The sequence below is a fragment of the Achromobacter sp. NPDC008082 genome, from assembly GCF_042957345.1.
GTDB classification, from domain to species: Bacteria; Pseudomonadota; Gammaproteobacteria; order Burkholderiales; family Burkholderiaceae_B; genus Achromobacter; species Achromobacter kerstersii_A.
Map to the genome: position 1 here is coordinate 1,322,371 of NZ_JBIBIB010000001.1, position 25,362 is coordinate 1,347,732.

Here is a 25,362-nt window from a genome sequence, read left to right on the forward strand (position 1 = left end):
GCATCACCCCCCTACATCCTGGAGATTTACATGACGATCAAAGTCGGCGACCGCGTGCCGGATGGCACCCTGACCGAATTCATCGAAACCGAAACCGCCGGCTGCTCGCTGGGCCCCAACGCGTTCCAGGTCGCTGACCTGACCCGCGGCAAGACCATCGCTCTGTTCGCCGTGCCGGGCGCTTTCACCCCGACCTGCTCCGCCAAGCATCTGCCTGGCTACGTGGAACAAGCCGACGCCTTGAAGGCCAAGGGCGTGGATGAAATCTGGTGCGTGTCCGTCAACGACGCCTTCGTCATGGGCGCCTGGGGCCGTGAACAGAAGACCGAAGGCAAGGTTCGCATGCTGGCCGATGGCTCGGCGCTGTGGACCAAGGAACTGGGTCTGGAACTGGACCTGATCGCGCGCGGCATGGGCGTGCGTTCGCAACGCTACTCGGCCCTGATCGTCGACGGCGTGGTCAAGCAACTGAACGTGGAAGCCGCTGGCAAGTTCGAAGTCAGCGACGCCGCCACGATGTTGTCGCAAGTCTGATCTAACGTAGTTCCTGTCTTACCGCTCAACGCGGCAGGTTGCCTTTGCAGCCTGCCGTGCTATTGCCAGCAGCGGTTGCCAACGCCATGCTCGCCACCATCTCATCTTTCTCGTCGCTCTACTTCGCGACCTTGCTGATGCTTATCGGCACGGGTCTGTTCAACACCTACATGGGGCTTCGGCTGACGTCACAGTCCGTCAGCGAAGTGTGGATCGGCGCGCTGATCGCCGGCTACTACCTGGGCCTGGTGTGCGGGGCGCGGCTGGGGCACAAGCTCATCATCCGCGTGGGACATATCCGCGCGTTCGTTGCCTGTGCGGCCATCGCCACCAGCATGATCCTGGCTCAGACGCTGGTCGACTCCATGCCGCTGTGGCTGGTGTTCCGCGTGATTTCAGGCGTGGTGATGGTGACCGAATTCATGGTTATCGAAAGCTGGCTGAACGAGCAGACGGAAAACCATCAGCGCGGCCGGGTGTTCTCGGTCTACATGGTGGTGTCCGGGCTGGGGACGGTGTTGGGGCAACTGGCGCTGACCGCCTACGCCACGCTGGACCTGCGCCCGTTGACGCTGGTGGCGATGTGCCTGGTGTTGTGCCTGGTGCCGATTGCCGTTACGGCGCGTTCTCACCCGCCCACGCCGCTGCCTGCGCCGCTGGATATCCGCTTCTTCATGCGCCGCGTGCCGCTGTCGATGACGGTGTTGTTCGTGGCGGGCAATCTTTCCGGCGCGTTCTATGGCCTGGCGGCCGTCTATGGCGCCAAGCATGGTTTGTCGACGTCGCAGGCGGCTATCTTTGTCGCGGCTGCGGTTACCGCCGGCCTGTTGTCGCAATGGCCGATGGGCTGGCTGTCTGACCGCATCAACCGCGCGGGCCTGATCCGTTTCAACGCCTTGCTGCTGGTGCTGCTGCCTACCGTCATGTGGGGCTGGCTGACCTTGCCGTATTGGGCGCTGGTGGCGCTGTCGTGCGTGTTCGGCATCTTGCAATTCACCCTGTATCCGTTGGGCGCCGCGTTCGCGAACGACCACGTTGAATCCGAGCGCCGCGTGAGCCTGTCCGCCGTGCTGCTCATGACCTACGGCGTAGGCGCGTGCATCGGCCCCATGGTGGCGGGTCTGCTGATGTCCTTGGCCGGCCCCAGCATGTACTACGTGTTTATCTCGGCTTGCGCGCTGATTCTGGTCTGGCAAGTGCGCCCGACTCGCGTGACGGGCGCCCATCAGGTCGACGAAGCGCCAACGCATTTCGTGCCGATGCCCGACACGCTGCAAAGCTCGCCCGCCGCGGCGGTGCTGGACCCGCGCGTTGATCCCGAAAACGATATTGCGATGGAAATGGTGCAACCCGATCCCTCGGCCGCACCCGCCCCGCCCGTGACGGATGTGGCGGGTGATGCTGCGGCAGCCGATGCTGGGGCAGCCCATGCTGGGGCGGCCCATGCCGCGGCAGCCGATGCTGGGGCGGCCCATGCTGGGGCAGTCCAAGCTGGTGCTGCCCATGCCGGGACAGCCCAAGCTGGGGCAGCCCCTGCAGGCGGGCTGCCCGAAGCAGGGACGGTCGACGCACGGGCAATCGGCGCCAGGACAGAAGCGGAAGCCGAGGCTGACGTTCCTGAACCCGAGCGCCGCACCGGCACCTGACCTTGCGCCCTTACCAGGGCGCCATCACTACGATCGCGGCCAGCGCCAGCACGATGCCCAGCGCATTGACGCGTGTCAACGGCTCGCGGAACGCTAACGCGCCCACCAGCGTGCCCAGCGTAATCACGCCCATGTTCATCGATGCAAACACCAGCGCAGGATGTTCCGGCAGCGACTGGTGCGCGCGGATGTAGGTCAGGATATTGCCGAAATTGGCGAGCCCAAGCGCCACGCCAGCCAGCAGATGGCGGCGCTCCCATCGCACCCGGCGGGCCAGAAGATAGGCCAGCATCAGCAGCCCCGCCAGCACAAACGCCAACAACAAACCGCCCGCGAACGCCGTGCCGGCGCGCGCCACCTGTTTGAACAGAATGTCGATGACGCCATAGCCGGCCCACACGGCGAGCGGCCAGACCCACAGGCTGCGGCCGTCCGGCGCCGCTGGGCCAGCCGCCGCGCCGCCGGATGCCGAATAGCCAGGCCGCGTGCGCCGCAGCAGGCACGCCAGTGCGCTGAAGGCCAGCAGAATCGCCGCCAGCTTGCGGCCGCTGACGGGTTCGCCGAACAACAGGAAAGCCGCCAACAGCGGGATGAACAACGACAGCCGCTGCGCTGCGTCGCTGCGCACGAGGCCCGCATGCCGCACCGCCGCCGCCATCGCCAGAAATACGCTGGGCAACAGCACTCCCAGCGCCGCCAGCACGGCCCACGGCGTGCGCGGCGTCATCAACGTGGCCGTGTCCGGACGCAGCGCCGCCCAGCAGAGCAGGGCGGCCACGGCGTAGTTGACGGCAATGGCCTGCCGCACATCGATGTCATAGCGGCGCGCCAGCTTCAGCAGCACCGCAACGGTGACGCTGCACCCCACGCTGGCCAGCAGATACAGCACGCCCGGGGTCAACGGCACGTGACGCCTTCGCGGGGTTGCGGATGCTGCGTCGCATCGACCCGCATGCCCAGGCGTTGCAGCAGGCGCTGGTCGGCTTCCATCTGCGGGTTGGCGGTGGTGAGCAGGGCGTCGCCATAGAACATGGAATTGGCGCCGGCCATGAAGCACAAGGCCTGCAAGGCATCGTCCATGGTTTCGCGGCCAGCCGACAAGCGCACGGCGGCGCGCGGCATCGTGATGCGCGCCACGGCAATGGTGCGGACGAATTCGAACGGGTCCAGCGCGTCCACATTCGCCAGCGGCGTGCCTTCCACCTGCACCAGATTGTTGATTGGCACCGACTCGGGGTACGGCTCCATGCTGGCCAGTTGCGCAATCAGCCCGGCGCGTTCGCGGCGCGATTCGCCCATGCCGACGATGCCGCCGCAGCACACGTTGATGCCGGCGTCGCGCACGCGGTCCAGCGTGTCCAGGCGGTCTTGGTAGGTGCGGGTGGAGATGATCTTGCCGTAGAACTCGGGCGACGTATCCAGGTTGTGGTTGTAGTAGTCCAGGCCGGCTTGCTTCAACTGTTCGGCCTGGCCGTCGCGCAGCATGCCCAGCGTGACGCAGGTCTCCAGGCCCAGCGCCTTCACGGCGGTGACCATTTCGGCCACGGCTTCCAGGTGGTGCGGCTTGGGGCTGCGCCACGCGGCGCCCATGCAGAAGCGCTGCGCGCCACCGGCTTGCGCCGCGCGGGCGGCGGCGACGACGTCGTCCAGCGGCATCAGCTTGTCGGCGTCCAGCCCGGTGTCGTAATGCGAGGACTGCGGGCAATACGCGCAATCCTCGGGACAGCCGCCGGTTTTGATCGACAGCAGGCTCGACAACTGAATCGTGTTCGGGTCGAAATGCGCGCGGTGCGTTTGCTGGGCGCGATGCACCAGGTCCATGAACGGCAGCTCGTAAAGCGCCATGATGTCCACGGCGCTCCAGGCGGGAGCGGGCGTGTGCTTGGACGGGGTCGGGACGGGGATATAGGCGGTCTGCATGAACGGGCTCCTGTCGGTCTTACGGGAATCGCGGCGCTTGTCCGGAACGGGCAATGGCGGGATCGGCGGATCGTAAGAACCTGCGCAGGGTTTGCGCAATGCAGGCCTCAGGCGTGAAAATGCCGGCGGGTTGCCAGCAGTTTGGGAAGGAATAGGCGATTTAAGCGGGTGGCGTCAACTAACGCGATGCCATCTTCGCCGACGCGACGACCCCGAATATTTTGATTCCAATTGTAAATTCGGGGGGCGTCGGTCAGTCTTTGGCGGGTTTGTCGCGCACGCGCGTGGCTTCGTGCCCGGTGATGCCACGGTCGCGCGCCCAAACAATGGCCGCGCTGCGCCGATGCACGCCAATCTTGCTGTAGATGGTGGCCACATGGTTGCGCACGGTATTGCGCGACAAATTCAGGCTCTTGGCGATGCCATCATCGTCGTGGCCCTGGCATAGCAAGCCAAGCACCTCGCGTTCCCGTGCCGTTAGTTGCGACAGCTCGGCAACGTCGCGGGATGCGGGCGCGGGCTCGCGCAGTTGGGCCAGCTTTTCGATGATGCCGCGGCTGAACCACGACGTGTCCTGCATCACCGCTTCAATCGCCGTCAGCAGTTCGGTTTCAGAGCGTTTGCGTTCGGTGATGTCCTGCATCACGATCAGCAGGCGGCGCTGTCCGCCGATCATGACGGGTTCGGCAGACACCAGGCAGTTCAGCGTGTCGCCTTCCTGCGTGCGTAGCGTGGCTTCGCGGTTGCGCGCGCTGTCGCCGCGCTTCAGGCTCGCGGCCATGCCCTCGTAGGGCTGCAAGCCGACATCGGTCAGCACTTCGCCCACGCTTGCTTCCGGCGATGCGCCGGTCGCCGCCGCAAACGCGTCGTTGATGTCCAGCACGCGCAGCGTGTCGCCTTCGCACACGGCCATCGGCACAGGCGCAAGCAGGAACGCTTTCGAGAAACGCTCTTCGCTTTCCCGCAACGCCACCTCGGTGCGCTTGCGCGCTTCCAGGTCGATGAAGGTGAACAGCATGCAAGGTTCGTCCTGCATGTCGATGGGTTGGCCGGCCACCATCACGAATTTGGCGCCGCCATCGGCCACCTTCACCACGCCTTCGCGTTGCGGAATGGTCTCGCCTTCATTCAATTTGGCGACGGCCTCTTCTTTGTCGTCGCCGCCGTCCAGCACATCCAGTTCGTAGGCTGACTTGCCCAGCACGGCGTCGCGCGTGTAGCCCGTCATTTCCAGAAAGCCCTGGTTCACTTTGACGTAGCGCAGGTCTGACAAGCGGCAGATCAGCGCGGGCGCGGGGTTCGCGGCGAAGGTGCGTTCAAAGCGCTGCTCGGCGTTGATATGCTCGGTCTGGTCGTGCAGGATCAGCACGCGGTAGTCGGCGCCGCTGTCGCCTTCCAGATTCAAACCGCGCGCGCGCACATTACGCAGAAATTCTTCGTCGTCCTTGCGGCCCAGGTCCAGCAGCAAGTCATCGAACGGTTCACCTGCGGCCAGGCGGTCTAGCGGGTACTGGCGCGCAGGCACGCGATGATGGTTGCGATAGGTCAGGGTGAAGTGCTTGCGATAGCCGGCGGGTGTGCCGCCCAAGGCTTCCAAAGTGTCCGCACCGTGCAACTCAAGTGCGCTGTCATTGGCCCAGGCAATGGAGCCGTCGGGTTCAAGCACGATGATGCCTTCGTTCAAACCCGCGATGATGCTTTGCAGGTGTTGGCGATGCGCGTGGGGTGCGGCGGCGTTTGCGGTCACGTAGTCCTCTTCTGTTCGCATGGCATGAGCCCACAGAATGCAGGCGCACGGCGATGCTGTCCAGAGGGCAAAACGAACGAGTCTTAGCGGCGGGGGGGAGGGTAGAGAGCGCGACGCTTGCGCATCGAATGACATGCGCGGCGTGCACGAAAAAAGTGCAGGCGCTGAAACGGTGCAGCCGTTAAAAAGTGCAGGCGCTGAAAAACAAAAAGCTCCGGAATCCGGAGCTTTAGGCGGGTACTGCATTGTGCATGCTGCGATGCTGACAAGCACAAAGTGCTTGGCGGAGCGGACGGGGCTCGAACCCGCGACCCCCGGCGTGACAGGCCGGTATTCTAACCAACTGAACTACCGCTCCGCAGCGGCTTAACTGAACTTCATTACTACACTGCGGTGTCAAGGCAGCTTGGTATTACTAGGTACTGCATGCCAGAAAAGCTGGCGTCCCCTAGGGGATTCGAACCCCTGTACTCACCGTGAAAGGGTGATGTCCTAGGCCTCTAGACGAAGGGGACCTGAACTAACAGAACTGCAAACAACTTTACTACTGTACTGCTTACTGGTGGAGGTAAGCGGGATCGAACCGCTGACCTCTTGCATGCCATGCAAGCGCTCTCCCAGCTGAGCTATACCCCCCAGGGCACTTGATGTCTCACACTACAGACAACAAGGTCTCACACTCTATAAAAGCAAAAAGCCCCGAAGACGGAGCTCTTGAAAGACTCAGAGCGAGAGCTTTTGGCGGAGCGGACGGGGCTCGAACCCGCGACCCCCGGCGTGACAGGCCGGTATTCTAACCAACTGAACTACCGCTCCGCAGCGGCTTACTCAACTACTTTGTCACTTCAACTGCACATATCTACTGCTTTACTGCTGCCAGTAAACTGGCGTCCCCTAGGGGATTCGAACCCCTGTACTCACCGTGAAAGGGTGATGTCCTAGGCCTCTAGACGAAGGGGACTTGGACTTGCTGTACTGCATTCTTCGCTGTTGACTGGTGGAGGTAAGCGGGATCGAACCGCTGACCTCTTGCATGCCATGCAAGCGCTCTCCCAGCTGAGCTATACCCCCGTTTCTCTAACCACACCCTGCTACGTTTTACGAGTTGAACACACGTTTTATGGTGCGTTTTTCGTAGTTCGTTGCCGGTTTTGTTTAGTGCCGTTGGCGAAGAAACGAGATTATGCACGAACAAAATCGGGTGTGCAAGTCGATGTGGCGCAAAAAACATAAAACTTCTAAAAAAATAGGGGCGGGGTGCGATTTTTTGCGCATTTCTTGAGCGAATTTTGCGCGTCAGGCGGCGCGTGATTGATGCAGAATCCAGAAAAATCAAAGGCTTGTGACAGTGATATCGTGAGGGAAAATTTTTTTGTTCATCTTGCGGCTTTCAAGCGAAAAAAATAACGCCGCGCCAACCTGAGACATCCGGCATGCGCACAAACACTTCTTTACCCACTCGGCCGCTGGGCCGCAGTGGCATGGACATTACGCGTATCGGGCTGGGCGCGTGGGCAATCGGCGGCAATGGATGGGCAGTCGGCTGGGGCCAGCAGGACGACGCCGACTCGATTGCCGCGATACGTCTGGCGGTAGATCGCGGCATCAACTGGATCGATACCGCGGCCGTGTACGGCTTGGGGCATTCCGAAGAGATCGTGCGCCGCGCGCTGGCGCAGATGGCGCCCGCGGAACGGCCTTATGTGTTCACGAAATGCGGGCTGACGTGGTCCACGGAAAATCCGCAGGCGATGCCTCGCCGCACGGGAGCCCCCGCCAGCATTCGCCGTGAAGTCGAAGACTCGCTGCGCCGGCTAGGCATCGAGCGCATCGACCTCTACCAAATGCACTGGCCGGCCGGCGACGACACGCCTATCGAAACCTATTGGCAGACCTTGCTCGACTTGAAGCAGGAGGGCAAGGTCGCGGCCGTGGGCTTGTCGAACCACAACCTGGCGCAGTTGCAGAATGCGTGTGCGTTGGGGCAGGTGGATTCGTTGCAGCCGCCGTTCTCGGCCATTCAGCGCGGCGCGGGCGCCGATTTGATTCCGTGGTGCGCGGAGCACGACGTGGGCGTCATCGTCTACAGCCCGATGCAGTCCGGCTTGTTGACCGGCGGCTTCTCGGCGTCGCGAGCGCGGGCGCTGCCAGCGGATGACTGGCGTTCACGCAACGCGGAATTTACGTCCCCGAATCTGGAGCGCAATCTGGCCCTGGCCGACGCGTTCAAGCCCATTGCTGAACAGCATGGCGCCACGGTGGCCGCGGTGGCGGCTGCGTGGACGCTGGCGTGGCCCGGCGTCACGGGCGCCATCGTGGGCGCTCGCAGCGCTGCGCAGGTCAATGGCTTGTTGGGGGCGGCGGAATTGGAGTTGGATAGCGACGATCTGGACAGCATCGCCGAAGCGATTGAGCTGACAGGCGCAGGGTCCGGGCCGCTGCGCCCACCGCAGGACAGCGGCAAACTGCCCGCCAACCTGTTCGCGTGAGACGGCGTCAGGGCCGGCGAGCGCGCCGGCCCGTGCCGATGGCCGCGATCAACGCCAAGCCCACCAGCGCCAACGCCAGCTTGTCGCCAAAGCGTGCGTAGGGCGTCAAGCCGGTCATGCCTTGCACGGACACCGGCAGCACACCCGCTTGCAGCGGCGCGAGCTGGGCCGCGACGTGGCCCTTGGCGTCGATGGCGGCGGTGATGCCGGTGTTGGTGGCGGTCAGCATCGGGCGCGCGGTTTCCATCGTGCGCAGGCGGCCAATTTGCAAGTGCTGGCGCAAGGCCCAGGAATCCCCGAACCACCCCAGGTTGCTGACGTTGACCAGGATGGTCGCGCCCGGCTCGCCGTTGTCGCCGGGTTGCAGCGCCGGCAGCAGATCGGGGCCGAACAGGTCTTCGTAGCAGATGTTGAAGGCGATGTGCTGGCCGCCTACCGCGAACGGCGTCTGGCGTTCGCCGCCGCGATCGAAGTCGCCCAGCGGAATGTTCAGCATGTCGACGAACCAGTGAAAGCCCGGGGGCACGTACTCGCCCCACGGCACCAGATGGCGCTTGTCATAGCGCATGGCCGTGCTGCCGCCCACCAGCTGTTCGACCGGCGTGTTGCCATCAAACCCGATCACGCTGTTGGTGTAGCGATCGCGGCCATTGATGCGGTCGTGCAGCGGCACGCCCATGGCGATCGTCATGTTGCCGCGCGCCGCCACGCCGCGCCAGGCGTCCCAGATGCGCGGATCGAGCTGGTCTTGAAAGACCGGCAATACCGTTTCCGGCAGGATCACCAACTGCGGCGCCGGCACGCCCGCGGCGGGCGGCAAGGCCGTCATTTCCAGGTGGCGCACCAGGCTTTGCTCCAGCAGCGCCGGGTCGAATTTTTGTGATTGCTCGATGTTGCCCTGAATCAGCCGCACGTTCAGCGGGTCGCCGGTGGGAGTAGACCAGTCCACACGAGACAGCGGCCAGCCCGCGGCCGCCAGCGCCACCGCCACGCCGGCCGCCATGGCCTGGCGCGAATCCATGGCCTTCTTGCGCGACGGTTGCCACAGGCTGGCGATAGCGGCTGCGACGAACGCCGCCATAAACGCCATGCCGTGCACGCCCAGCACCGGCGCCCAGCCGGCGATGGGGCTGTCCACATGGGCGTAGCCGATGTTCAGCCACGGAAAGCCCGTGAGCAGCACGGCGCGCAGCCATTCGAAACCCGCCCACAGGGCGGCCCACGTCAAGGTCGACGCCAGGATGCCGGACGGTTTGGCGTCGGCGCCAAGCGGCGCAAAGCGGCGGGTGAGCGCGCTGGCCGTGGCGGGAAACAAGGCCAGGAAGGCGGACAAGGCCAGCACGCCGGCGACCGCCAGCGGCGCGGCAAGATCGCCGTAGCGATGCATGCTGATGAACAGCCAATACAGGCCCACCGCGTACGTGGTGAAGCCAAACAGCCAGCCGCGCATCCAGGCCTGCTTGGCCGACGGGGCGGTCAAGGTGACCCGCGCGGCGATGGCCAGCGCCAGGATTTGCGTGATGGCCAACGCCCAATCCGGCAAGGGGCCGGGCGCGAAAGTCAGGGCGTGCACGGCGCCCGCCAGCATCAGGCCGGCGGCGCCGCGCAGGAGTCGGCTGCGCGGGGTACGGCTCATGCGTCGTCGTTGGGGCGGGGGGTGGGGGTGGGGTTGTTGCGCTTGACGCGCAGCCAGATGGCGCGGCGCGCGTCGCCGCGAGCCACTTCCATGCGCAGGCCGTCGAATTCGGCGATGTCGCCGCGGCGGGGGATGCGGCCCAACTGGCCGCCCATCCAACCGCCGACGCTGTCGTATTCGTCGTCCGGCAACTGGCAGCCGAAGACCTCGTTGAAGTGCGAGATGTCGGTGGCGGCCAAGACGCGCCACTGGTTCTCGCCTTCGGGGAAGATCTCGTCTTCCTCGGTTTCGTCGAATTCGTCTTCGATGTCGCCGACGATCTGTTCCAGCACGTCTTCCATCGTGACCAGGCCCGAAATGCCGCCATGCTCATCGATGACGATGGCCTGGTGGTTACGGCTGGCGCGGAATTCGTGCAGCAGCACGTTTAAGCGCTTGGATTCGGGGATGAACACGGCGGGGCGGACCAGCGTGCGCACTTCAATGCCGGGTTCCAGCATGCAGCGCAGCAGATCCTTGGCCAGCAGGATGCCGATAATGTTGTCGCGATCGCCTTCGTAGACCGGGAACCGCGAGTGCGCGGTTTCGATCACCGAGGCCACCAGATATGGGATGGGCTGCGTGACGTCCAGCAGATCCATGCGCGAGCGCGGGACCATGATGTCGCCAACAGTGCCTTCAGACACGGCCAGCGCGCCCTTGATCATCTTGTAGGACTCCGCGTCCAGCAGGTCGCGGTCGTGGGCGGCTTCCAGAATGGCCTTGATGCCTTCGCGGTCCTCGGGCTCTCGGCGCACAAGGGAAAGCAGGCGGTCTAGAAGGGATTTGGTGGCGGGTTTGGCTGAGCGAGCAGAGGTCGCTTCGGGAGCAGGGTAAGGGTCAGACATCGTCCGGGAGGACAAGTTATGGAGGGGCCAGCATAACCGAAACTGGCTTCCCGTTTGTAACCGCGCCCCTGAAAATGGGTCCAAACGACGGCATCTGCGCCTTGCAGGCCGCCATTTTTCGCAATTTCTAGGGGTAGACCCGAACGCCGTTATTCCGTAATCAGGTACGGGTCTGCGATGCCCATCTGCGCCAGCGTGGCGGTTTCCAGCGCCTCCATGCGCTTGGCGTCACGGGCTTTGATGTGGTCATAGCCCAGCGCATGCAACACGCCGTGGATGGTCAGGTGGGCCGCGTGGTCGAGCAGGGCCTTGCGCTGTTCGCGGGCCTCGCGCACCAGCACGGGCACGCACATCACGATGTCGCCGCGCGCAACGCCCAGCGGGTCGACGCCGTATTCGAACGTCAGCACGTTGGTGGCGTAGTCGCGTTCGCGGAAATCGCGGTTCAGGCGGCGGCCCTCGGCCGCGCCGACCAGGCGCAGGCTGAGTTCGGCGGCCGAAAAATCGACCAGGCCGTCTTCGGCCGCGGCGGCCAGCGCGCGCTGCGCCCACCGGCGCAGGCGCCAGCGGGGCAGGCGGGCTTCTTCAACCCCGTACTGGACGGACAGGGACAGCTCAGGCGTCATGTTCAGAGGCGCGGTCATAGGCGTCGACGATGCGGGCGACCAGCGGGTGGCGCACGACATCGCGGCTGGTGAAACGGGTGGTGGCGATGCCCTGCACGTTTTCTAGCACCTCGACCGCATGGGCCAGGCCGCTGTCCTGGCCGCGCGGCAGGTCCACCTGCGACGGGTCGCCGGTGATGACGGCCTTGCTGCCAAAGCCGATCCGCGTCAGGAACATCTTCATCTGTTCCGGCGTGGTGTTCTGCGCTTCGTCCAGGATGACAAAGGCGTGGTTCAGCGTGCGGCCGCGCATGTAGGCCAGCGGGGCGATTTCGATGGTCTGCTTTTCGAACAGGCGCTGCACCTTTTCGAACCCCATCAGGTCGTACAGCGCGTCATACAGCGGGCGCAGATACGGGTCCACCTTCTGGGCCAGATCGCCGGGCAGAAAGCCCAGGCGCTCGCCGGCTTCAACCGCCGGGCGCGTCAGCACCAGGCGCTGCACGGTGTCGCGTTCCATCGCGTCGATGGCGCAAGCCACGGCCAGCCAGGTCTTGCCGGTGCCGGCCGGGCCGACGCCAAACGTGATGTCGTGCTTCAGGATGTTGTTCAGGTAGTCGCGCTGGCGCGGCGTGCGCGGACGCAAGTCGCTGCGCTTGGTGCGCAGCGCGATGCTGTCGCTTTCGTCGTCCAGCGCGGGCAGCGGATCGGCCTCGCGGGCCTGTTCCGGCTCTTGCTTGTCTTCCTGCCTTCCGACGCCAATTTCCACTAGGCCCAGCTGGATGTCGTCCACCGACAAGGCGCGGTGCACGGCTTGTTCGTGAAACCGGCGCAGCACGCGGCCGGCCAGCTCGGCCCGTTCGCCTTCAATGGTGACGCGGCTGCCGCGGCGCGAGAGCTGGACGCCCATGCCGTCGGCAAGCTGCCGCAAATTTTCGTCCAGCGGGCCGCACAGATTGGCCAGGTGGGTGTTGTCGCCATCCAGATTGACGACGGCGGGCATGCTGCGACGGGCGCGGGAGCGGGGAGTGGTCATTCGGCCTCTTGGGGAACGCGGTCCACATCGGCCACCCGGGCGCGCAACGAATTCGTGTGCGCTTCGGTGATGATGACGTCGACCATTTGTCCGATAAGCCGCGCGGGCGCGGCGAAATTCACGATGCGGTTGTTCTCGGTGCGTCCCATCAGTTCGTTGGGATCACGGCGCGAGGGGCCTTCCACCAGCAGACGCTGGCGCGTGCCGACCATGTTGCGGGCGATGGTGGCCGCCTGCTCGTTGATCAGGGCTTGCAGCCGTTGCAGGCGGCGCAGCTTCACGTCTTGCGGCGTATCGTCCGTCAGGTCGGCGGCGGGTGTGCCGGGGCGGCGGGAATAGACGAACGAGAACGACGTGTCGAAACCGACATCCTCGATCAGCTTCATCGTCTTTTCGAAGTCTTCTTCCGTTTCGCCGGGAAAGCCCACGATGAAGTCGGAAGACAGGGTCAGGTCCGGGCGGGCGGCGCGCAGGCGGCGCACGACCGACTTGAATTCCAGCGTGGTGTAGCCGCGCTTCATGCCGGCCAGCACGCGGTCGCTGCCGGCCTGCACGGGCAGGTGCAGGAACGACACCAGCTTTGGCAGGCGGGCGTAGGCGTCCACCATGCGCTGCGTCATTTCCTTGGGGTGCGACGTCGTGTAGCGGATGCGCTCGATGCCGGGAATTTCGTGCACGTATTCCAGCAGCAGGGCGAAGTCGGCGATCTCGTCCGTGCCTTCCATCTTGCCGCGATAGGCGTTCACGTTCTGGCCCAGCAGCGTCACTTCCTTCACGCCCTGGTCGGCCAGGTCAGCCACTTCGACGAGCACGTCTTCGAACGGGCGCGAGACTTCTTCGCCGCGCGTGTACGGCACGACGCAGAAGCTGCAGTACTTGCTACAGCCTTCCATGATCGACACAAACGCGGTCGCGCCATCCACGCGCGGGGGCGGCATGTTGTCGAATTTTTCGATTTCCGGGAAGCTGATGTCCACTTGCGAGCGGCCTTCGGCGCGGCGGCGTGCGATCAGGTCGGGCAAGCGGTGCAGCGTCTGCGGGCCAAACACCACGTCGACGTAGGGCGCGCGCTTGACGATGGCCTCGCCTTCCTGGCTGGCCACACAGCCGCCCACACCGATCACCAGATTCGGATTGGTCTTTTTCAGGTGCTGCACGCGGCCCAGGTCCGAGAACACCTTTTCTTGCGCCTTTTCGCGCACCGAACAGGTGTTGAACAGGATGACGTCGGCCTCTTCCGGGTTGTCGGTCAGTTCCAGGCCCTGGTCGCCGCGCAGCACGTCGGCCATCTTGTCCGAGTCGTACTCGTTCATCTGGCAGCCGAAGGTGCGGATGTACAGCTTGCGGGGGGAACCGGCTTCGGTAGCGGCCAGAACGTCGGCCAGTGCATCGGAGGAGGGGGCGGTGTCGCCGTCGCGCGCGGGCGCGCTGTCACGCTTGAGGGAGGTTGCTTGCATGATGGTCGCCGTGACGGGTGTAGATCCCGGGGGCTGAAAGGGGTGGAAAGGCGGGATTTTAACCCTTGCGCGAAAATTGTTTCTTGGTCTGGCGCGCGCTCGCCGTTACGATAGCGAGCCGGCCGAATTTGAGCCCGCAGTAACATTTCTTATTCTCTTTGAGCGGTACCGATGAACTCCAACCCTCTCACGCCTCCGGTCGCCGCTCCCGCCGCCTCCGCCGCGCCTGGCCTGCCTGTGCAGGACGAGGTTCGCAACCCGTTTTCGCTGGCCGTCTGGCTGCTGTTGGGCGCTGGCCTGGCGCTGCTGGCTGGCGCGTGCGCGCGCTGGGTGGACTTGCCGCTGGCCATCTGGATCAAGCAGTCGGTATCCGACGGCGTGAACGAGTCGTTTGAATGGGTCGGGCAGATGGGCGAAAGCGGCCCGTACATTGGCGTGGCGCTGGCGTTCTACGTGATCGGGCTGGTGGGCTTGGCGCGCGGCTGGCGCAACCCTTTGCGCATGAGCTACGCCAGCATGGCGCGCGGCAGCTTGCTGATGCTGTCGACCATGGCGGTGGGCGGGCCGATTGTGCTGGTGCTCAAGCGTTCGGTGGCGCGCGCGCGCCCTGAATTGTTTTTCGAGAAAGGCATCTACGGCCTGGGCGAGTCCTTTTCGCGCGTGCAGCAGTTCAATTCCTTTCCGTCCAGCCACACGTACGCGGCCTTCGCCGTGGCGGTGGTGCTGAGCATCCTGGCCCCGCGCTGGCGCGTGGCGTTTCTGTTGCTGGCCACGCTGGTGGCGATGAGCCGCCTGGTCAACCTGGACCACTATCTGTCGGATGTGATGACGGCGGCCGGCATCGCCGTGCTGGTTGGCCATGTGCTGGCCCCGCGTGTGTTGTGCAGCAAGTATCAGTGGCCGCTGCGCGCGCCCTGGCGCTGGCGGCAGGGCTAGGGCTTCAGGCGAAATTAACCACCACGCGGCGGTTCGTGCGGCTTTTCTTTTCGATCTTGGCAATCGCCACCGGGCCAATTTCGCGGGTATTGCGCACATGCGTGCCGCCACAGGGCTGGCGGTCTACGCCCGGGATTTCAATGATGCGGATCTTGGCCGTGCCTGCCGGCGGGGCCGCGCCCACGGTGCGCACCAGGTCGGGCTGCGCGGCCAGTTCCTCTGGGGTGATGCCATTGACAGTGACGTCGATGTCACGGCTGATCAGCGCATTCAGGCGTTCGGTCAGTTCACCCTTTTCCAGCGTGGATTCGGGCAGGTCGAAATCGATGCGGGCGGAGTCGGCTGAAATGCTGCATCCCGTCACGGGTGCGGGCACCAGCGACCCCAGCAAGTGCAGACAGGTGTGCAGGCGCATCAGACGATGGCGGCGTGCCCAGTCAATGGCGACGGTGACGCGGTCGCCCACCTGCGGAGGCGTGTCGCCGTCCGCCAGCGTCAGCACATGCAGGATGCGCTGGCGGTCGTCGGCGTAGACGGTATCTGCCAGCGTCAGAACGCGCCCGTCGGCCAGGGTCAGCGTGCCGCTGTCGCCAGCCTGGCCGCCGCTGCGGGCGTAGCAGATGGTCTCGTCCAGCTCAACGCCTTCGGGGTTGACGGCGATGACGGTGGCTTGGCACTGGTCCAGATAGGGCTCGTCGTCAAAGCGTTTGCGGGTGGCGGTCATGCAGAGTCTCCGGTTGGTTGTTTTTGAGAGGCCACGATTTACGCCAGGGTCTTTGGCCCTTGTGGCGTGTCGATCAGCGCGGTCAGGCGCGGCGGGCCGTCAGTTTGTTCCAGGTCGATCAGGGTATCGGCGCCCATCCAGGTCAGCCCTTGGCGCAGCAAGCCCGCCTGCGGGTGGTGACCCGTCAGCCGCAGCAGTTTCAAGGGCTGGCGGGGCAAGCTGACGCCGGGGTAAGCGTCCACATCCCATTGAATCAGCGTGGGCAGCAGGCCATCGCCGGCCGTGTGGCCCGCTTCGCGCCAGACGGGCAGGCTGCCGTCCTCTGGCACCGTCAAGCGCCAGCGCAGGTCGCCGCGCGTCATGGGAATGACGGGCGCGATGCGCTCCGGGTGCTCGGCCTGCATGTGGGTCAGATCCAGTGGCGCTTCGACCCGCGCGGCCCAATGCGCCAGGAAAGGCCCCTGTTCCAGCCGCGCGCGCATGGCGCCCTGATCCAGCCCGAACCAGCGTGGCCGATCGGGGGCGGGCGCATCGGGATCAATGGCGATGACCTCAAGATACACGCCGTCCGCCATCCCCAGCACGCGGTTGTGGGTCCCCATGCGCGGGTGCGCGCCACCGCCTTGGGGCGCAAACCCCAACAGGTCAGCGACATATTCCGTACCGCTGGCAAGATCCGCCGCGGCGATGACGAGATGATCAATGGTGAGTTTCATGGTGGTCTATGGTAGCGAATGCTGGCGGGTTCGTACCCGTACACCTGCGGCGAAGCCGTCGGTACAGTACAAATCAGGCCGTGACGGTGATGGCCGCCGAGCCAAATAGCCGGCACGGTTCGTAGCCACCGCGGGGCGCGGTATGGAATCAAAGGAAGCAGAAAACAAAAAACCCGTCGCACAAGCGACGGGTTTTTTTTTGAAGCCCAGGTTGGCTGGAGGATCAGGCGACTTCGCCTTCCTCGCCTTCCTTCTTGACCGGCTTGATCAGGTCTTCGCGCTTGACGCCCATCCACATGGCCAGCGCGGCGGCGACGAACACCGACGAATAGATACCGAACCAGATGCCGATGGTAAGCGCCATGGCGAAGTAGTGCAGGGTGGGGCCGCCGAAGAACAGCATGGCCAGCACCATCATCTGCGTCGAACCGTGGGTGATGATCGTCCGCGAGATGGTTTGCGTGATGGCGCTGTTGATGACTTCTTGCACGTCCGCCTTGCGGTACTTGCGGAAGTTCTCGCGGATACGATCCATGATGACCACGGATTCGTTCACCGAGTAACCCAGCACCGCCAGCACGCCCGCCAGCACCGACAGCGAGAATTCCCACTGGAAGAAGGCGAAGAAGCCCAGGATGATCACCACGTCGTGCAGGTTGGCGATCACGCCGGCGACGGCGAACTTCCATTCGAAGCGGAAGCCCAGGTACACCATGATGCCGATGACGACGACCAGCAGCGCCATCAAGCCGTTGTGCAGCAGCTCCTGGCCGACTTGCGGGCCCACGAATTCCACGCGGCGCAGTTCGACGCCGGAGTCGGCCGTCTTCAATGCGGCCATGACGGTTTCGCTTTGGGTCGCCGACGTTTGGCCTTCCTGCAGCGGCAGGCGGATCATGACGTCGTGCGAGGTGCCGAAGTTCTGCACCTGGAAGTCGGTGTAGCCCAGCTTGGACACCACGCCCCGCACGTTTTCCAACTGCGCCGTCTGGGCGTAGTTGACTTCCATGACCGTGCCGCCGGTGAATTCGATCGACAGGTGGAAGCCGCGCGTGATGATGAAGAAGACCGCCAGGACGAACGTGACGAGACTGATGATGTTCAGCACCAACGCGTGGCGCATGAACGGGATGGTGCGGTGAATACGGAAAAATTCCATTTTTCGCCTTCGGTTCTTTTCTGCGGAGGGCGGCTTGCGCCGCCCGCCTTATTGTCAGTTAGCCTTCGGTTTCCAGACTTCGCCGATGGAAATCGTGGTGAGCTTCTTCTTGCGGCCGTAGTACAGATTGGCCAGCGCGCGCACACCCACCACCGACGAGAACATCGAGGTCAGGATGCCCAGGCAGTGCACCACCGCGAAGCCGCGGATCGGACCTGAACCGAAGGCCAACAGCGCCAGACCCACAATGAGCGTCGTGAGGTTGGAGTCAAGAATGGTGCCCCAGGCGCGTTCGAAACCTTGGTGAATGGCCTGCTGCGGAGAGGCCCCCGCGCGCAATTCTTCCCGTATCCGCTCGTTGATCAGCACGTTCGAGTCAATGGCCATACCAAGCGTCAGCGCGATAGCGGCGATGCCTGGCAGCGTGAGCGTGGCTTGCAGCATGGACAACAGCGCCAGCAGCAGCAGCACGTTCAGCGTCAGGCCGACGGTGGAGAACACGCCGAACAAGTGGTAGTACAGGATGATGAAGGCGGCGATGGCCAGGAAACCGTACAGCGTCGAATGGAAGCCCTTCGAGATGTTGTCGGCGCCCAGGCTCGGGCCGATGGTGCGTTCTTCGATGATGGACATCGGCGCAGCCAGCGCGCCGGCGCGCAGCAGCAGCGCGGTGTCGGCGGCTTCTTCGGAGCTCATGCTGCCCGAGATCTGCACTTGGCCGCCCGCGATTTCGCTGCGGATGACCGGCGCCGTGACCACTTCGCCCTTGCCGTTTTCAAACAGCAGGATGGCCATGCGCTTGCCGATGTTGTCGCGGGTGACGTCGCGGAAGATGCGCGCGCCCTTGGAGTCCAGCGTCAGGTGGACGGCGGCTTGCTGAGTTTGGGAATCGCGGCCGGGCTGGGCGTCTTGCAGGTTTTCACCCGTCAGCACGACCTGGCGGCGAACCAGGATCGGGCGGCCGTCGCGGTCGTTGTAGCGTTCCAGGCCGAACGGCACGGTGCCGCCCATCAGCGCGGCTTGCGCGGCGGGGGTGTCGTCAACCATGCGGATTTCCAGCGTGGCGGTGCGGCCCAGCAATTCCTTGGCCTTGGCCACGTCTTGCACGCCGGGCAGTTGCACCACGATGCGGTCCGAACCTTGTTGCTGGATGACCGGTTCGGCCACGCCCAGTTCGTTGATTCGGTTATGCAGGGTGTTGATGTTCTGCTTCAGCGCCGAGTCTTGCACGCGCTGGACGGCGGCCGGGTTCAGGGCGCCCATCAGCAGCGGCTTGCCGCCTTCTTCGCGCTCGGTGAATTCCAGGTCAGGCAGGCGGGTGCGCAGGGTCGAGATGGCGCGGTCGCGGTCGTCGTTGTTGGCGAACGTGGCGGCCACACCCATGCCCGAGCGTTCGACGCTGGCGACGTTGACCTTCTGGTCACGCAGCACCGAGCGCACGTCGGCCGACAGCGAGTCGTAGCGGGCGGTCAGCGCGCCCTGCATGTCGACTTGCAGCAGGAAGTGCACGCCACCGCGCAAGTCCAGGCCCAGATACATGGGCTTGGGAGCGAACCAGCCCATCGCGCGCATCCAGGCGGGCGAGGCGGGCAACAGGTTCAGCGCCACGGTGTAATGCGGGTCGCCTGCGACGGTATTCAGGGATTTGTCGATGAGGTCGCGCGCCTGCAATTGCAGGTCGGTCGAGGTGAAGCGGGCGCGCACGGTGCCGAGCGTGCCGTTCTGTTCGTAGAACACCCCTTCGTTGGGGATTTTGGCGTCCGTCAGGATCTGGTCCACCCGGCTCAGCATGGCCGCGTCGACCTTGATGGTGGCTTTGGCGCTGGACACCTGGACGGCAGGGGATTCGCCGTAGAAATTCGGAAGCGTGTACAGCAGGCCAATGATGACCGCGATCAGGACCGTAATGTACTTCCAGAGGGGATAGCGGTTCATTGCCGGCTACTTCATGTCAGGGTGATAAAAGGGCCGCCCGGGCGGTAAACGCGGCGGGCGGCGGTGGGTCCCATCAAACGTAATTAAGAGCCCGATGGGGCTCCATTAGACGCTTAAAGGGCCTTGATGGTTCCTTTAGGAAGCACGGTCGAAACCGACGACTTCTGCATGATCACTTCGACGGGCTTGTCGGCCAGCTCGGAGACTTCAACGGTCACGTAGCTGTCGTTGACCTTGGTGACCTTGCCCAGCATGCCGCCGGCGGTGACCACTTCGTCACCCTTGGCCAGGGCGGCGATCAGGTTACGGTGCTCTTTCTGACGCTTCATCTGGGGACGGATCATCAGGAAATAGAGGATCACGAACATCAGGACGATGGGCAACATGCCCATCAACGCATTACCTTCAGGGGCGGCGGCTTGAGCCACGACGAGGCTTGCGGTATCGATAACGGACATTGATTTCTCCTGCGTTTAAGTCTGTTTGGGTTGTTTGTTGCTACGGCTGGCGATGCCCGGGTTCTCTGTGTAACCGTGGGTCAGCGTCAAACCTCTTAGCTGTGTTGTTATGCGCCCATCCCCGCGCGAGCCATGGATAGGGCAAGCCGACTATTGTATCTATGTTATTGCCGGCCTTTCACTAGGGAGGGAACCGAATCTATGGGGGCGAAATCCCGATAGAAAAGGCCCTCGCTGGAAAAAGGCCGGTTTATTCGATGCCGCGCGCCCGGTCGGCGGCGAACTGCGCGCGCCACGCGTCGAAACGACCGGCGGCGATCGCTTCGCGCATTTCCTTCATGATAGTCAGATAGAAATGCAGATTGTGCAGCGTGTTCAGGCGCGCGCCGGTGATCTCGTTGGCCCGCTGCAAATGGTGCAGATACGCGCGCGAGAAATTCCCGCAGGTGTGGCACGAGCAGCTGGGGTCCAGCGGGCGGGTGTCGTCGCGGTACTTGGCGTTGCGGATCTTGACGTCGCCAAAGCGGGTGAACAGCCAGCCGTTGCGCGCGTTGCGGGTGGGCATGACGCAGTCGAACATGTCCACGCCGCGGCTCACGCCTTCGACCAGGTCTTCCGGCGTGCCCACACCCATCAGGTAGCGCGGGGCTTGCTCCGGCAGCTTGGGCGTCACGTGCGCCAGGATGCGCATCATGTCTTCTTTGGGTTCCCCCACCGACAGGCCGCCGATGGCGTACCCGTGAAAACCGATGTCTTGCAGGCCGGCCAGCGACTCATCGCGCAGCGATTCATACATGCCGCCCTGGACGATGCCAAACAGCGCGTTCGGGTTGCCCAGGCGGTCGAATTCGTCGCGCGAGCGGCGCGCCCAGCGCAAGGACATGCGCATCGAGCGCGCGGCTTCTTCCACCGTGGCCGGGCGGCCGTCGATTTCGTACGGCGTGCATTCGTCGAACACCATGACGATGTCGGAATTCAGCGAACGCTGGATGCGCATGGATTCTTCGGGCGTCAGGAACAGGCGCGCGCCGTCGATCGGAGAGGCGAACTTCACGCCTTCCTCGGTGATCTTGCGCATGCCTTGCAGGCTGAACACCTGGAAGCCGCCCGAGTCGGTCAGGATGGGTTTGTCCCATTGCATGAAGCCGTGCAGGCCGCCGTGCTTCTCCATGATTTCCGTGCCAGGGCGCAGCCACAGGTGGAACGTGTTGCCCAGCACGATCTGCGAGCCGATCTCTTTCAGCTCGTGCGGCATCATGGCCTTCACGCTGCCATAGGTGCCCACCGGCATGAAGATGGGCGTCTCGACCACGCCGTGATTCAGCGTGATGCGGCCGCGGCGGGCGCCGCCGTCAGTGGCGAGCAGTTCGAAATTCAGACCGGTCATGGGGCGGGGGACTCGATAAACATGGCGTCGCCATAGCTGAAGAAGCGGTAGCGCTGGGCCACGGCATGGGCGTAGGCGCGGCGGATCGGCTCGACGCCGGCCAGCGCCGACACCAGCATCAGCAAGGTCGACTGGGGTAAGTGGAAGTTGGTGACCAGCGCGTCCACCACCCGGTACGTGTAGCCGGGGGTGATGAACAAGCGGGTGTCGCCTTGGGCGGCTGCCAGCGGCAGGCCGGGGGCCGTGCGGCCTTCGGTCTGGGCGGCGGCGGATTCCAGGGCGCGCACGCTGGTCGTGCCAACGGCGATGACGCGGCCGCCCTTGGCGCGGGTGGCGGCGATGGCGTCCACGGTAGCCTGCGGCACCGTGAACCATTCGGCGTGCATGATGTGGTCGGCCAGATTGTCCACCCGCACCGGCTGGAACGTGCCGGCGCCCACGTGCAGCGTGACAAAGGCGCGCGCCACGCCCAGGCTGGCCAGGCGGTCGAGCGTGGGCTGGTCAAAGTGCAGGCCGGCCGTGGGCGCGGCCACCGCGCCGGGCTCGCGGGCGTAGACCGTCTGATAACGGTCATCGTCGCCGGCGTCGGCCGCGTGCGTGATGTAGGGCGGCAGGGGCGTCGCGCCATGGGCGTCCAGCAAGTCCAGCACGGGGCCTGGGAAGCGGATGTCGAAAAGCTCACCTTCGCGGCCCAGCACCGTGGCGTCAAACGCGTCGGCCAGCCGCAGCACCATGCCGGGGCCGGGCGACTTGCTGGCGCGCACATGGGCCAGCACACGGTCGGGTTCGGTGATGCGTTCGACCAGAACTTCGATCTTGCCGCCGGTGATCTTGTGCCCGGCCAGGCGCGCCTTGATGACGCGCGTGTCGTTGAAAACCAGCAGGTCGTCCGGGCGCAGCAGGCCGGCAAGGTCGGCGAATTGGCGGTCGTGCAGCTGGCTTGCGGCGTCCAGATGCAGCAGCCGGCTGCCCGTGCGTTCGGCGGCGGGCGTCTGCGCGATCAGCTCGGGCGGCAGCTCGTAATTGAAATCGGAAACGGTCAGGGACTGGGTCACGCGGGTATCTGTCTGTCAGTAAGGGCCGGCGGCGCAAAAATGCAGGCGGTAACGGCCGGGCGAGCTCGGGGCAACCGGCTATTGTAAAGGGGACGGTTAATAGGGGCGGAACAGAGGGGATTCCGAGGGGGGTGCGCCGCGCCATTCCCGCCGTATAACTGCGTTCACCGCCGTAGCGGATCGGCGCCGTCCCTACAACGACATCCGCGCACCCAAGGAGACCGCGCATGACCCCTCGTAGCACCTTGATGGCCGCCGCCCTGGCGGCCTTGATGATGGCGGGCGGCTCGCCCGCGCTGGCGCAAGTGAAGATCGGCGCCACCCTGTCCACGACCGGCCCGCAGGCGTCGCTGGGCATTCCCGAACGCAACACCATCAGCCTGCTGCCCACGGAAATCGGGGGCATGAAGGTTGAATACGTCGTCCTGGATGACGCTTCCGACACCACCCGGGCCGTCAGCAATTCCCACAAGCTGATTTCCGAAAACAACGTCGACCTGATCATCGGTTCCACCACCACGCCCAACACGATGGCCATGCTGGACACGGTGGCGACCGGGGCCACGCCGGTGATCACGCTGGCCTCGTCGGCCCGGCTGATTGACCCGGTGGACGACAAGCGGCGCTGGGTGTTCAAAACGCCACACTCGGATTCGCTGATGGCCGAAGGCATCGCCCGCCACGCCGCCGCCAATGGGGTGAAGAAGCTGGGCTTCATCGGATTCAACAACGCCCTGGGCGAGACCTTCTGGGTGGAAGTCGAGAAGGCGGCCAAGAAGCACGGGATCGAGGTGGTGGGCAGAGAAAGCTTCGCACCGGCCGACACGTCGGCCGTGGCTCAGACCTTGAAACTGATCGGCGCGGCGCCCGACGCCGTGGTGGTGGGCGCCTCTGGCACGCCAGCCGCCATGCCTGCCCGGGCGCTGCGCGAACGCGGCTTCAAGGGCAAGATCTACTTCAACCATGGCGTGGCCAACAACGATTTTCTGCGCGTGTGCGGCACGGCCTGCGAGGGCGCCTGGGTGCCGGTGGGGCCGGTGATGGTGGCTGACCTGCTGCCCGCCGACAACCCGGTCAAGGCCACGGCGCAGGCGTTCGCGAAAAAGTACGAGGCCGCCAACGGGGCAGGCAGCGTGTCGCTGTTTGCCGCCTACACCTGGGACGTGGGCCTGCTGCTGCAACAGGCGATTCCCGTGGCGCTCAAAACCGCCAAGCCCGGCACGCCGGAGTTCCGTGCCGCGCTGCGCGACGCCCTGGAAAACGTCAAGAACCTGCCGACGGCGACGGGCGTGGTCAGCATGAGCCCCACGGATCACAACGGGCTGGACGAACGGGCGCTGGTCATGGCGACCGTGGCGTCCGGCAAGTGGCGCTTGCAGTAAACCGCCAGGAACGGGACAAGCGGGCGGTTTCCAGCAGGCCTGGCCGCCCGTAACCGTCTCAGGTTTTGTATGCTCTCGGGTTTGCAGGACTAGCAACCGGGTGGACAAGGCATGACGGGACAAGCGAATAAGCGGGTGGGCGGGCTGAAGCAGTGGCTGGCCGGCGGGCTGCTGGCCCTGTCCGCGGGGGCCGCCTGCGCGCAGGTCCAGGGCTTGCCGCCCAACGTCGTCAACGCCTGGAAGGCCACCAAGCTGCCCGACAGTGCGCTGTCGCTTGTTGTGCAAGAGCTGGGCGGGCAGCGTCTGGTGGCGCTGAACGCGAAGGAAGCGCGCAACCCGGCCTCGGTGATGAAACTGGTCACGACGTGGGCTGCGCTGTCCGAGCTTGGCCCCAACTATGTCTGGCGCACGGAATTCATGACGGCGCCGGGCGCGCGCCCCGACGCCAAGGGCGTGCTGGCGGGCCCCTTGTATCTGCGGGCGGGCGGCGACCCCCAATTTCTGATGCAGGACCTGTGGGCGCTGCTGCGCGAACTGCGCCTGCGCGGGGTCAAGCAGATCAACGATCTGGTGATCGACCGCAGCATCTTCGGCCAGGTCGCCACCGACCCCGGTGCCTTCGACGGCGCGCCGGACCGAGCCTACAACGCCAGCCCTGACGCCTTGATGGTGGGTTTTGGCGCGCTGCGCCTGCTGTTCACGCCAGACGCCGCCGCTCATAAATGGGTGCCGCTGATCGATCCGCCGCTACCCGGACTGAAGATCGAAGGCAGCGTGGAATGGAGCGACATCCGCTGCCCCGGCCCCCCGGTAGTCACCACCGAGCCGCTCATCACCCAACAAGGCGTGACGATCCGCGTAGGCGGAAAAGTGGCCGGCTCTTGCGGCGAATTCAGTTTGTACCGGCTGGCGTTGTCGCAACCCGACTACGCCACCGAAATCTTCCGCATGCTCTGGAAAGAGCTGGGCGGCACGTTCAAGGGGCAGGTCCGGGCGGGCATGGTGCCGGCCGACGCCGTGGTGCTGGCCTCGCATGAATCACCGACGCTGGCCGAGGTGATCCGCCAGATCAACAAGCGCAGCAACAACGTCATGGCGCGCACGCTGCTGCTGACCCTGGGCGCCGAACGCGGCCGCCGGCCCGCTACCGTGGGCAGCAGCGAGGCGGTGGCCAAGGGGTTGCTGGTCAAGCAGGGTCTGGACATGCCGGAACTCGTCATCGACAACGGCGCGGGTCTGTCGCGTGACGCGCGCGTGTCGGCTGACAGTCTGGCCTCGATGTTGACGGTGGCCTGGAATTCGCCGGTCATGCCGGAGTACATTTCGTCCTTCGCCATTGCCGGGGTGGACGGCACGGTGCGCCGCCGGCTGAAAGGTGATGGCACGCTGGGCATGGCCCACCTGAAGACTGGGTCGCTGCGCGACGTGCGCTCGATCGCCGGGTATGTGCTGGGCGCCAGTGGCAAGCGCTATGTGGTGGTCAGCATCGTCAACCATGAGCAGGCGGGCGCCGTCCGCGCGTTCGATGACGCGCTCATCGCCTGGCTTGCCGATCAATAGACCACAACTTTCTTAAACCGATTACGATCCTCGGGTGTGGCTCGAAAACGGGCGACGCAAATGCGTTGCACCGGTCCGGTTCCCCGAGGCGAT

The 25,362-nt window shown here is 64.7% G+C and carries 21 protein-coding genes and 6 tRNA genes; 6 read left to right on the forward strand and 21 right to left on the reverse strand.

The window, feature by feature from the left end; all coding sequences use genetic code 11:
* Positions 1-30 precede the first annotated feature (30 nt).
* Entirely contained in the window at positions 31-534 is a 504-nt protein-coding gene (locus tag ACFZAI_RS05885) for a peroxiredoxin (protein ID WP_054422572.1), read from the forward strand.
* 86 nt (positions 535-620) lie between these two features.
* On the forward strand, positions 621-2,180 hold the full coding sequence (locus ACFZAI_RS05890; RefSeq protein ID WP_391566282.1) for an MFS transporter: 1,560 nt from the start codon (positions 621-623) through the stop codon (positions 2,178-2,180).
* Between the two features lie 10 nt (positions 2,181-2,190).
* Here the strand turns inward: ACFZAI_RS05890 and ACFZAI_RS05895 are convergent, their stop codons facing one another.
* The 9 genes from ACFZAI_RS05895 to ACFZAI_RS05935 all read right to left on the reverse strand — a co-directional run bounded on the left by ACFZAI_RS05895 (position 2,191) and on the right by ACFZAI_RS05935 (position 6,918).
* Positions 2,191-3,081 carry an EamA/RhaT family transporter gene (locus ACFZAI_RS05895; protein ID WP_391566283.1) on the reverse strand — a complete coding sequence of 297 codons (891 nt, stop codon included), beginning with the start codon at positions 3,079-3,081 and terminating at the stop codon, positions 2,191-2,193.
* Positions 3,078-4,100, reverse strand: coding sequence for a biotin synthase BioB (gene bioB, locus ACFZAI_RS05900; RefSeq protein WP_391566028.1), 1,023 nt, complete (start codon positions 4,098-4,100; stop codon positions 3,078-3,080). Before bioB ends, ACFZAI_RS05895 begins: the two co-directional genes overlap by 4 nt.
* Before the next feature lie 253 nt (positions 4,101-4,353).
* Positions 4,354-5,868, reverse strand: coding sequence for a PAS domain S-box protein (locus ACFZAI_RS05905; RefSeq protein ID WP_391566029.1), 1,515 nt, complete (start codon positions 5,866-5,868; stop codon positions 4,354-4,356).
* 260 nt (positions 5,869-6,128) lie between these two features.
* Positions 6,129-6,205 (reverse strand) — tRNA-Asp (locus tag ACFZAI_RS05910).
* Positions 6,206-6,286: 81 nt separating this feature from the next.
* Positions 6,287-6,362 (reverse strand) — tRNA-Glu (locus tag ACFZAI_RS05915).
* A gap of 45 nt (positions 6,363-6,407) precedes the next feature.
* A tRNA-Ala gene (locus ACFZAI_RS05920) sits at positions 6,408-6,483 on the reverse strand.
* A gap of 103 nt (positions 6,484-6,586) precedes the next feature.
* A tRNA-Asp gene (locus tag ACFZAI_RS05925) sits at positions 6,587-6,663 on the reverse strand.
* 69 nt (positions 6,664-6,732) lie between these two features.
* Positions 6,733-6,808, reverse strand: a tRNA-Glu gene (locus tag ACFZAI_RS05930).
* A gap of 34 nt (positions 6,809-6,842) precedes the next feature.
* Positions 6,843-6,918, reverse strand: a tRNA-Ala gene (locus tag ACFZAI_RS05935).
* A gap of 410 nt (positions 6,919-7,328) precedes the next feature.
* Between ACFZAI_RS05935 and ACFZAI_RS05940 the strand changes: the two genes are divergently transcribed.
* Positions 7,329-8,336, forward strand: a complete 1,008-nt coding sequence (locus ACFZAI_RS05940) for an aldo/keto reductase (protein WP_391566030.1) — start codon at positions 7,329-7,331, stop codon at positions 8,334-8,336.
* 7 nt (positions 8,337-8,343) lie between these two features.
* Here ACFZAI_RS05940 and lnt read toward each other — a convergent pair whose 3' ends face one another.
* The 5 genes from lnt to miaB all read right to left on the reverse strand — a co-directional run bounded on the left by lnt (position 8,344) and on the right by miaB (position 13,957).
* The gene (gene lnt / locus ACFZAI_RS05945) at positions 8,344-9,972 is read right to left on the reverse strand and encodes an apolipoprotein N-acyltransferase (RefSeq protein ID WP_391566031.1); all 1,629 of its coding nucleotides are present in this window, start codon (positions 9,970-9,972) and stop codon (positions 8,344-8,346) included.
* Entirely contained in the window at positions 9,969-10,859 is an 891-nt protein-coding gene (locus tag ACFZAI_RS05950; protein ID WP_391566032.1) for an HlyC/CorC family transporter, read from the reverse strand. The genes lnt and ACFZAI_RS05950 overlap by 4 nt, the downstream gene beginning before the upstream one ends.
* Before the next feature lie 149 nt (positions 10,860-11,008).
* Positions 11,009-11,485 carry an rRNA maturation RNase YbeY gene (ybeY, locus tag ACFZAI_RS05955; RefSeq protein ID WP_391566284.1) on the reverse strand — a complete coding sequence of 159 codons (477 nt, stop codon included), beginning with the start codon at positions 11,483-11,485 and terminating at the stop codon, positions 11,009-11,011.
* Entirely contained in the window at positions 11,475-12,500 is a 1,026-nt protein-coding gene (locus ACFZAI_RS05960; RefSeq protein WP_391566033.1) for a PhoH family protein, read from the reverse strand. Before ACFZAI_RS05960 ends, ybeY begins: the two co-directional genes overlap by 11 nt.
* A complete protein-coding gene (miaB, locus tag ACFZAI_RS05965; protein WP_391566034.1) occupies positions 12,497-13,957 on the reverse strand; it encodes a tRNA (N6-isopentenyl adenosine(37)-C2)-methylthiotransferase MiaB in 1,461 nt (486 codons plus the stop codon). The genes ACFZAI_RS05960 and miaB overlap by 4 nt, the downstream gene beginning before the upstream one ends.
* A gap of 171 nt (positions 13,958-14,128) precedes the next feature.
* On the opposite strand from miaB, the gene ACFZAI_RS05970 reads away from it, so the two are divergent.
* A complete protein-coding gene (locus ACFZAI_RS05970) occupies positions 14,129-14,893 on the forward strand; it encodes a phosphatase PAP2 family protein (protein WP_391566035.1) in 765 nt (254 codons plus the stop codon).
* A 4-nt stretch (positions 14,894-14,897) separates the two neighbouring features.
* Here the strand turns inward: ACFZAI_RS05970 and ACFZAI_RS05975 are convergent, their stop codons facing one another.
* From ACFZAI_RS05975 to queA, 7 genes are all read right to left on the reverse strand, one after another.
* Positions 14,898-15,617, reverse strand: a complete 720-nt coding sequence (locus ACFZAI_RS05975) for an alanyl-tRNA editing protein (protein WP_391566036.1) — start codon at positions 15,615-15,617, stop codon at positions 14,898-14,900.
* A gap of 38 nt (positions 15,618-15,655) precedes the next feature.
* Positions 15,656-16,333: a VOC family protein gene (locus ACFZAI_RS05980; RefSeq protein WP_391566037.1), complete on the reverse strand. Its 678-nt coding sequence runs from the start codon at positions 16,331-16,333 to the stop codon at positions 15,656-15,658.
* A 223-nt stretch (positions 16,334-16,556) separates the two neighbouring features.
* A complete protein-coding gene (gene secF / locus ACFZAI_RS05985) occupies positions 16,557-17,492 on the reverse strand; it encodes a protein translocase subunit SecF (RefSeq protein WP_391566038.1) in 936 nt (311 codons plus the stop codon).
* A 54-nt stretch (positions 17,493-17,546) separates the two neighbouring features.
* Positions 17,547-19,427, reverse strand: a complete 1,881-nt coding sequence (secD, locus tag ACFZAI_RS05990; RefSeq protein ID WP_391566039.1) for a protein translocase subunit SecD — start codon at positions 19,425-19,427, stop codon at positions 17,547-17,549.
* Positions 19,428-19,540: 113 nt separating this feature from the next.
* On the reverse strand, positions 19,541-19,885 hold the full coding sequence (yajC, locus tag ACFZAI_RS05995) for a preprotein translocase subunit YajC (RefSeq protein WP_006221220.1): 345 nt from the start codon (positions 19,883-19,885) through the stop codon (positions 19,541-19,543).
* A gap of 250 nt (positions 19,886-20,135) precedes the next feature.
* Complete coding sequence (gene tgt / locus ACFZAI_RS06000; RefSeq protein WP_054422560.1) at positions 20,136-21,272, reverse strand: tRNA guanosine(34) transglycosylase Tgt; 1,137 nt, start codon at positions 21,270-21,272, stop codon at positions 20,136-20,138.
* A complete protein-coding gene (queA, locus tag ACFZAI_RS06005) occupies positions 21,269-22,327 on the reverse strand; it encodes a tRNA preQ1(34) S-adenosylmethionine ribosyltransferase-isomerase QueA (protein ID WP_391566040.1) in 1,059 nt (352 codons plus the stop codon). Before queA ends, tgt begins: the two co-directional genes overlap by 4 nt.
* A gap of 227 nt (positions 22,328-22,554) precedes the next feature.
* Between queA and ACFZAI_RS06010 the strand changes: the two genes are divergently transcribed.
* Together ACFZAI_RS06010 and dacB are read left to right on the forward strand one after the other, a co-directional pair.
* Positions 22,555-23,709 (forward strand): ABC transporter substrate-binding protein, encoded by a 1,155-nt coding sequence (locus ACFZAI_RS06010; RefSeq protein ID WP_391566041.1) that lies wholly within the window; start codon positions 22,555-22,557, stop codon positions 23,707-23,709.
* Between the two features lie 111 nt (positions 23,710-23,820).
* A complete protein-coding gene (gene dacB / locus ACFZAI_RS06015; RefSeq protein WP_391566042.1) occupies positions 23,821-25,269 on the forward strand; it encodes a D-alanyl-D-alanine carboxypeptidase/D-alanyl-D-alanine-endopeptidase in 1,449 nt (482 codons plus the stop codon).
* Positions 25,270-25,362: the final 93 nt, after the last annotated feature.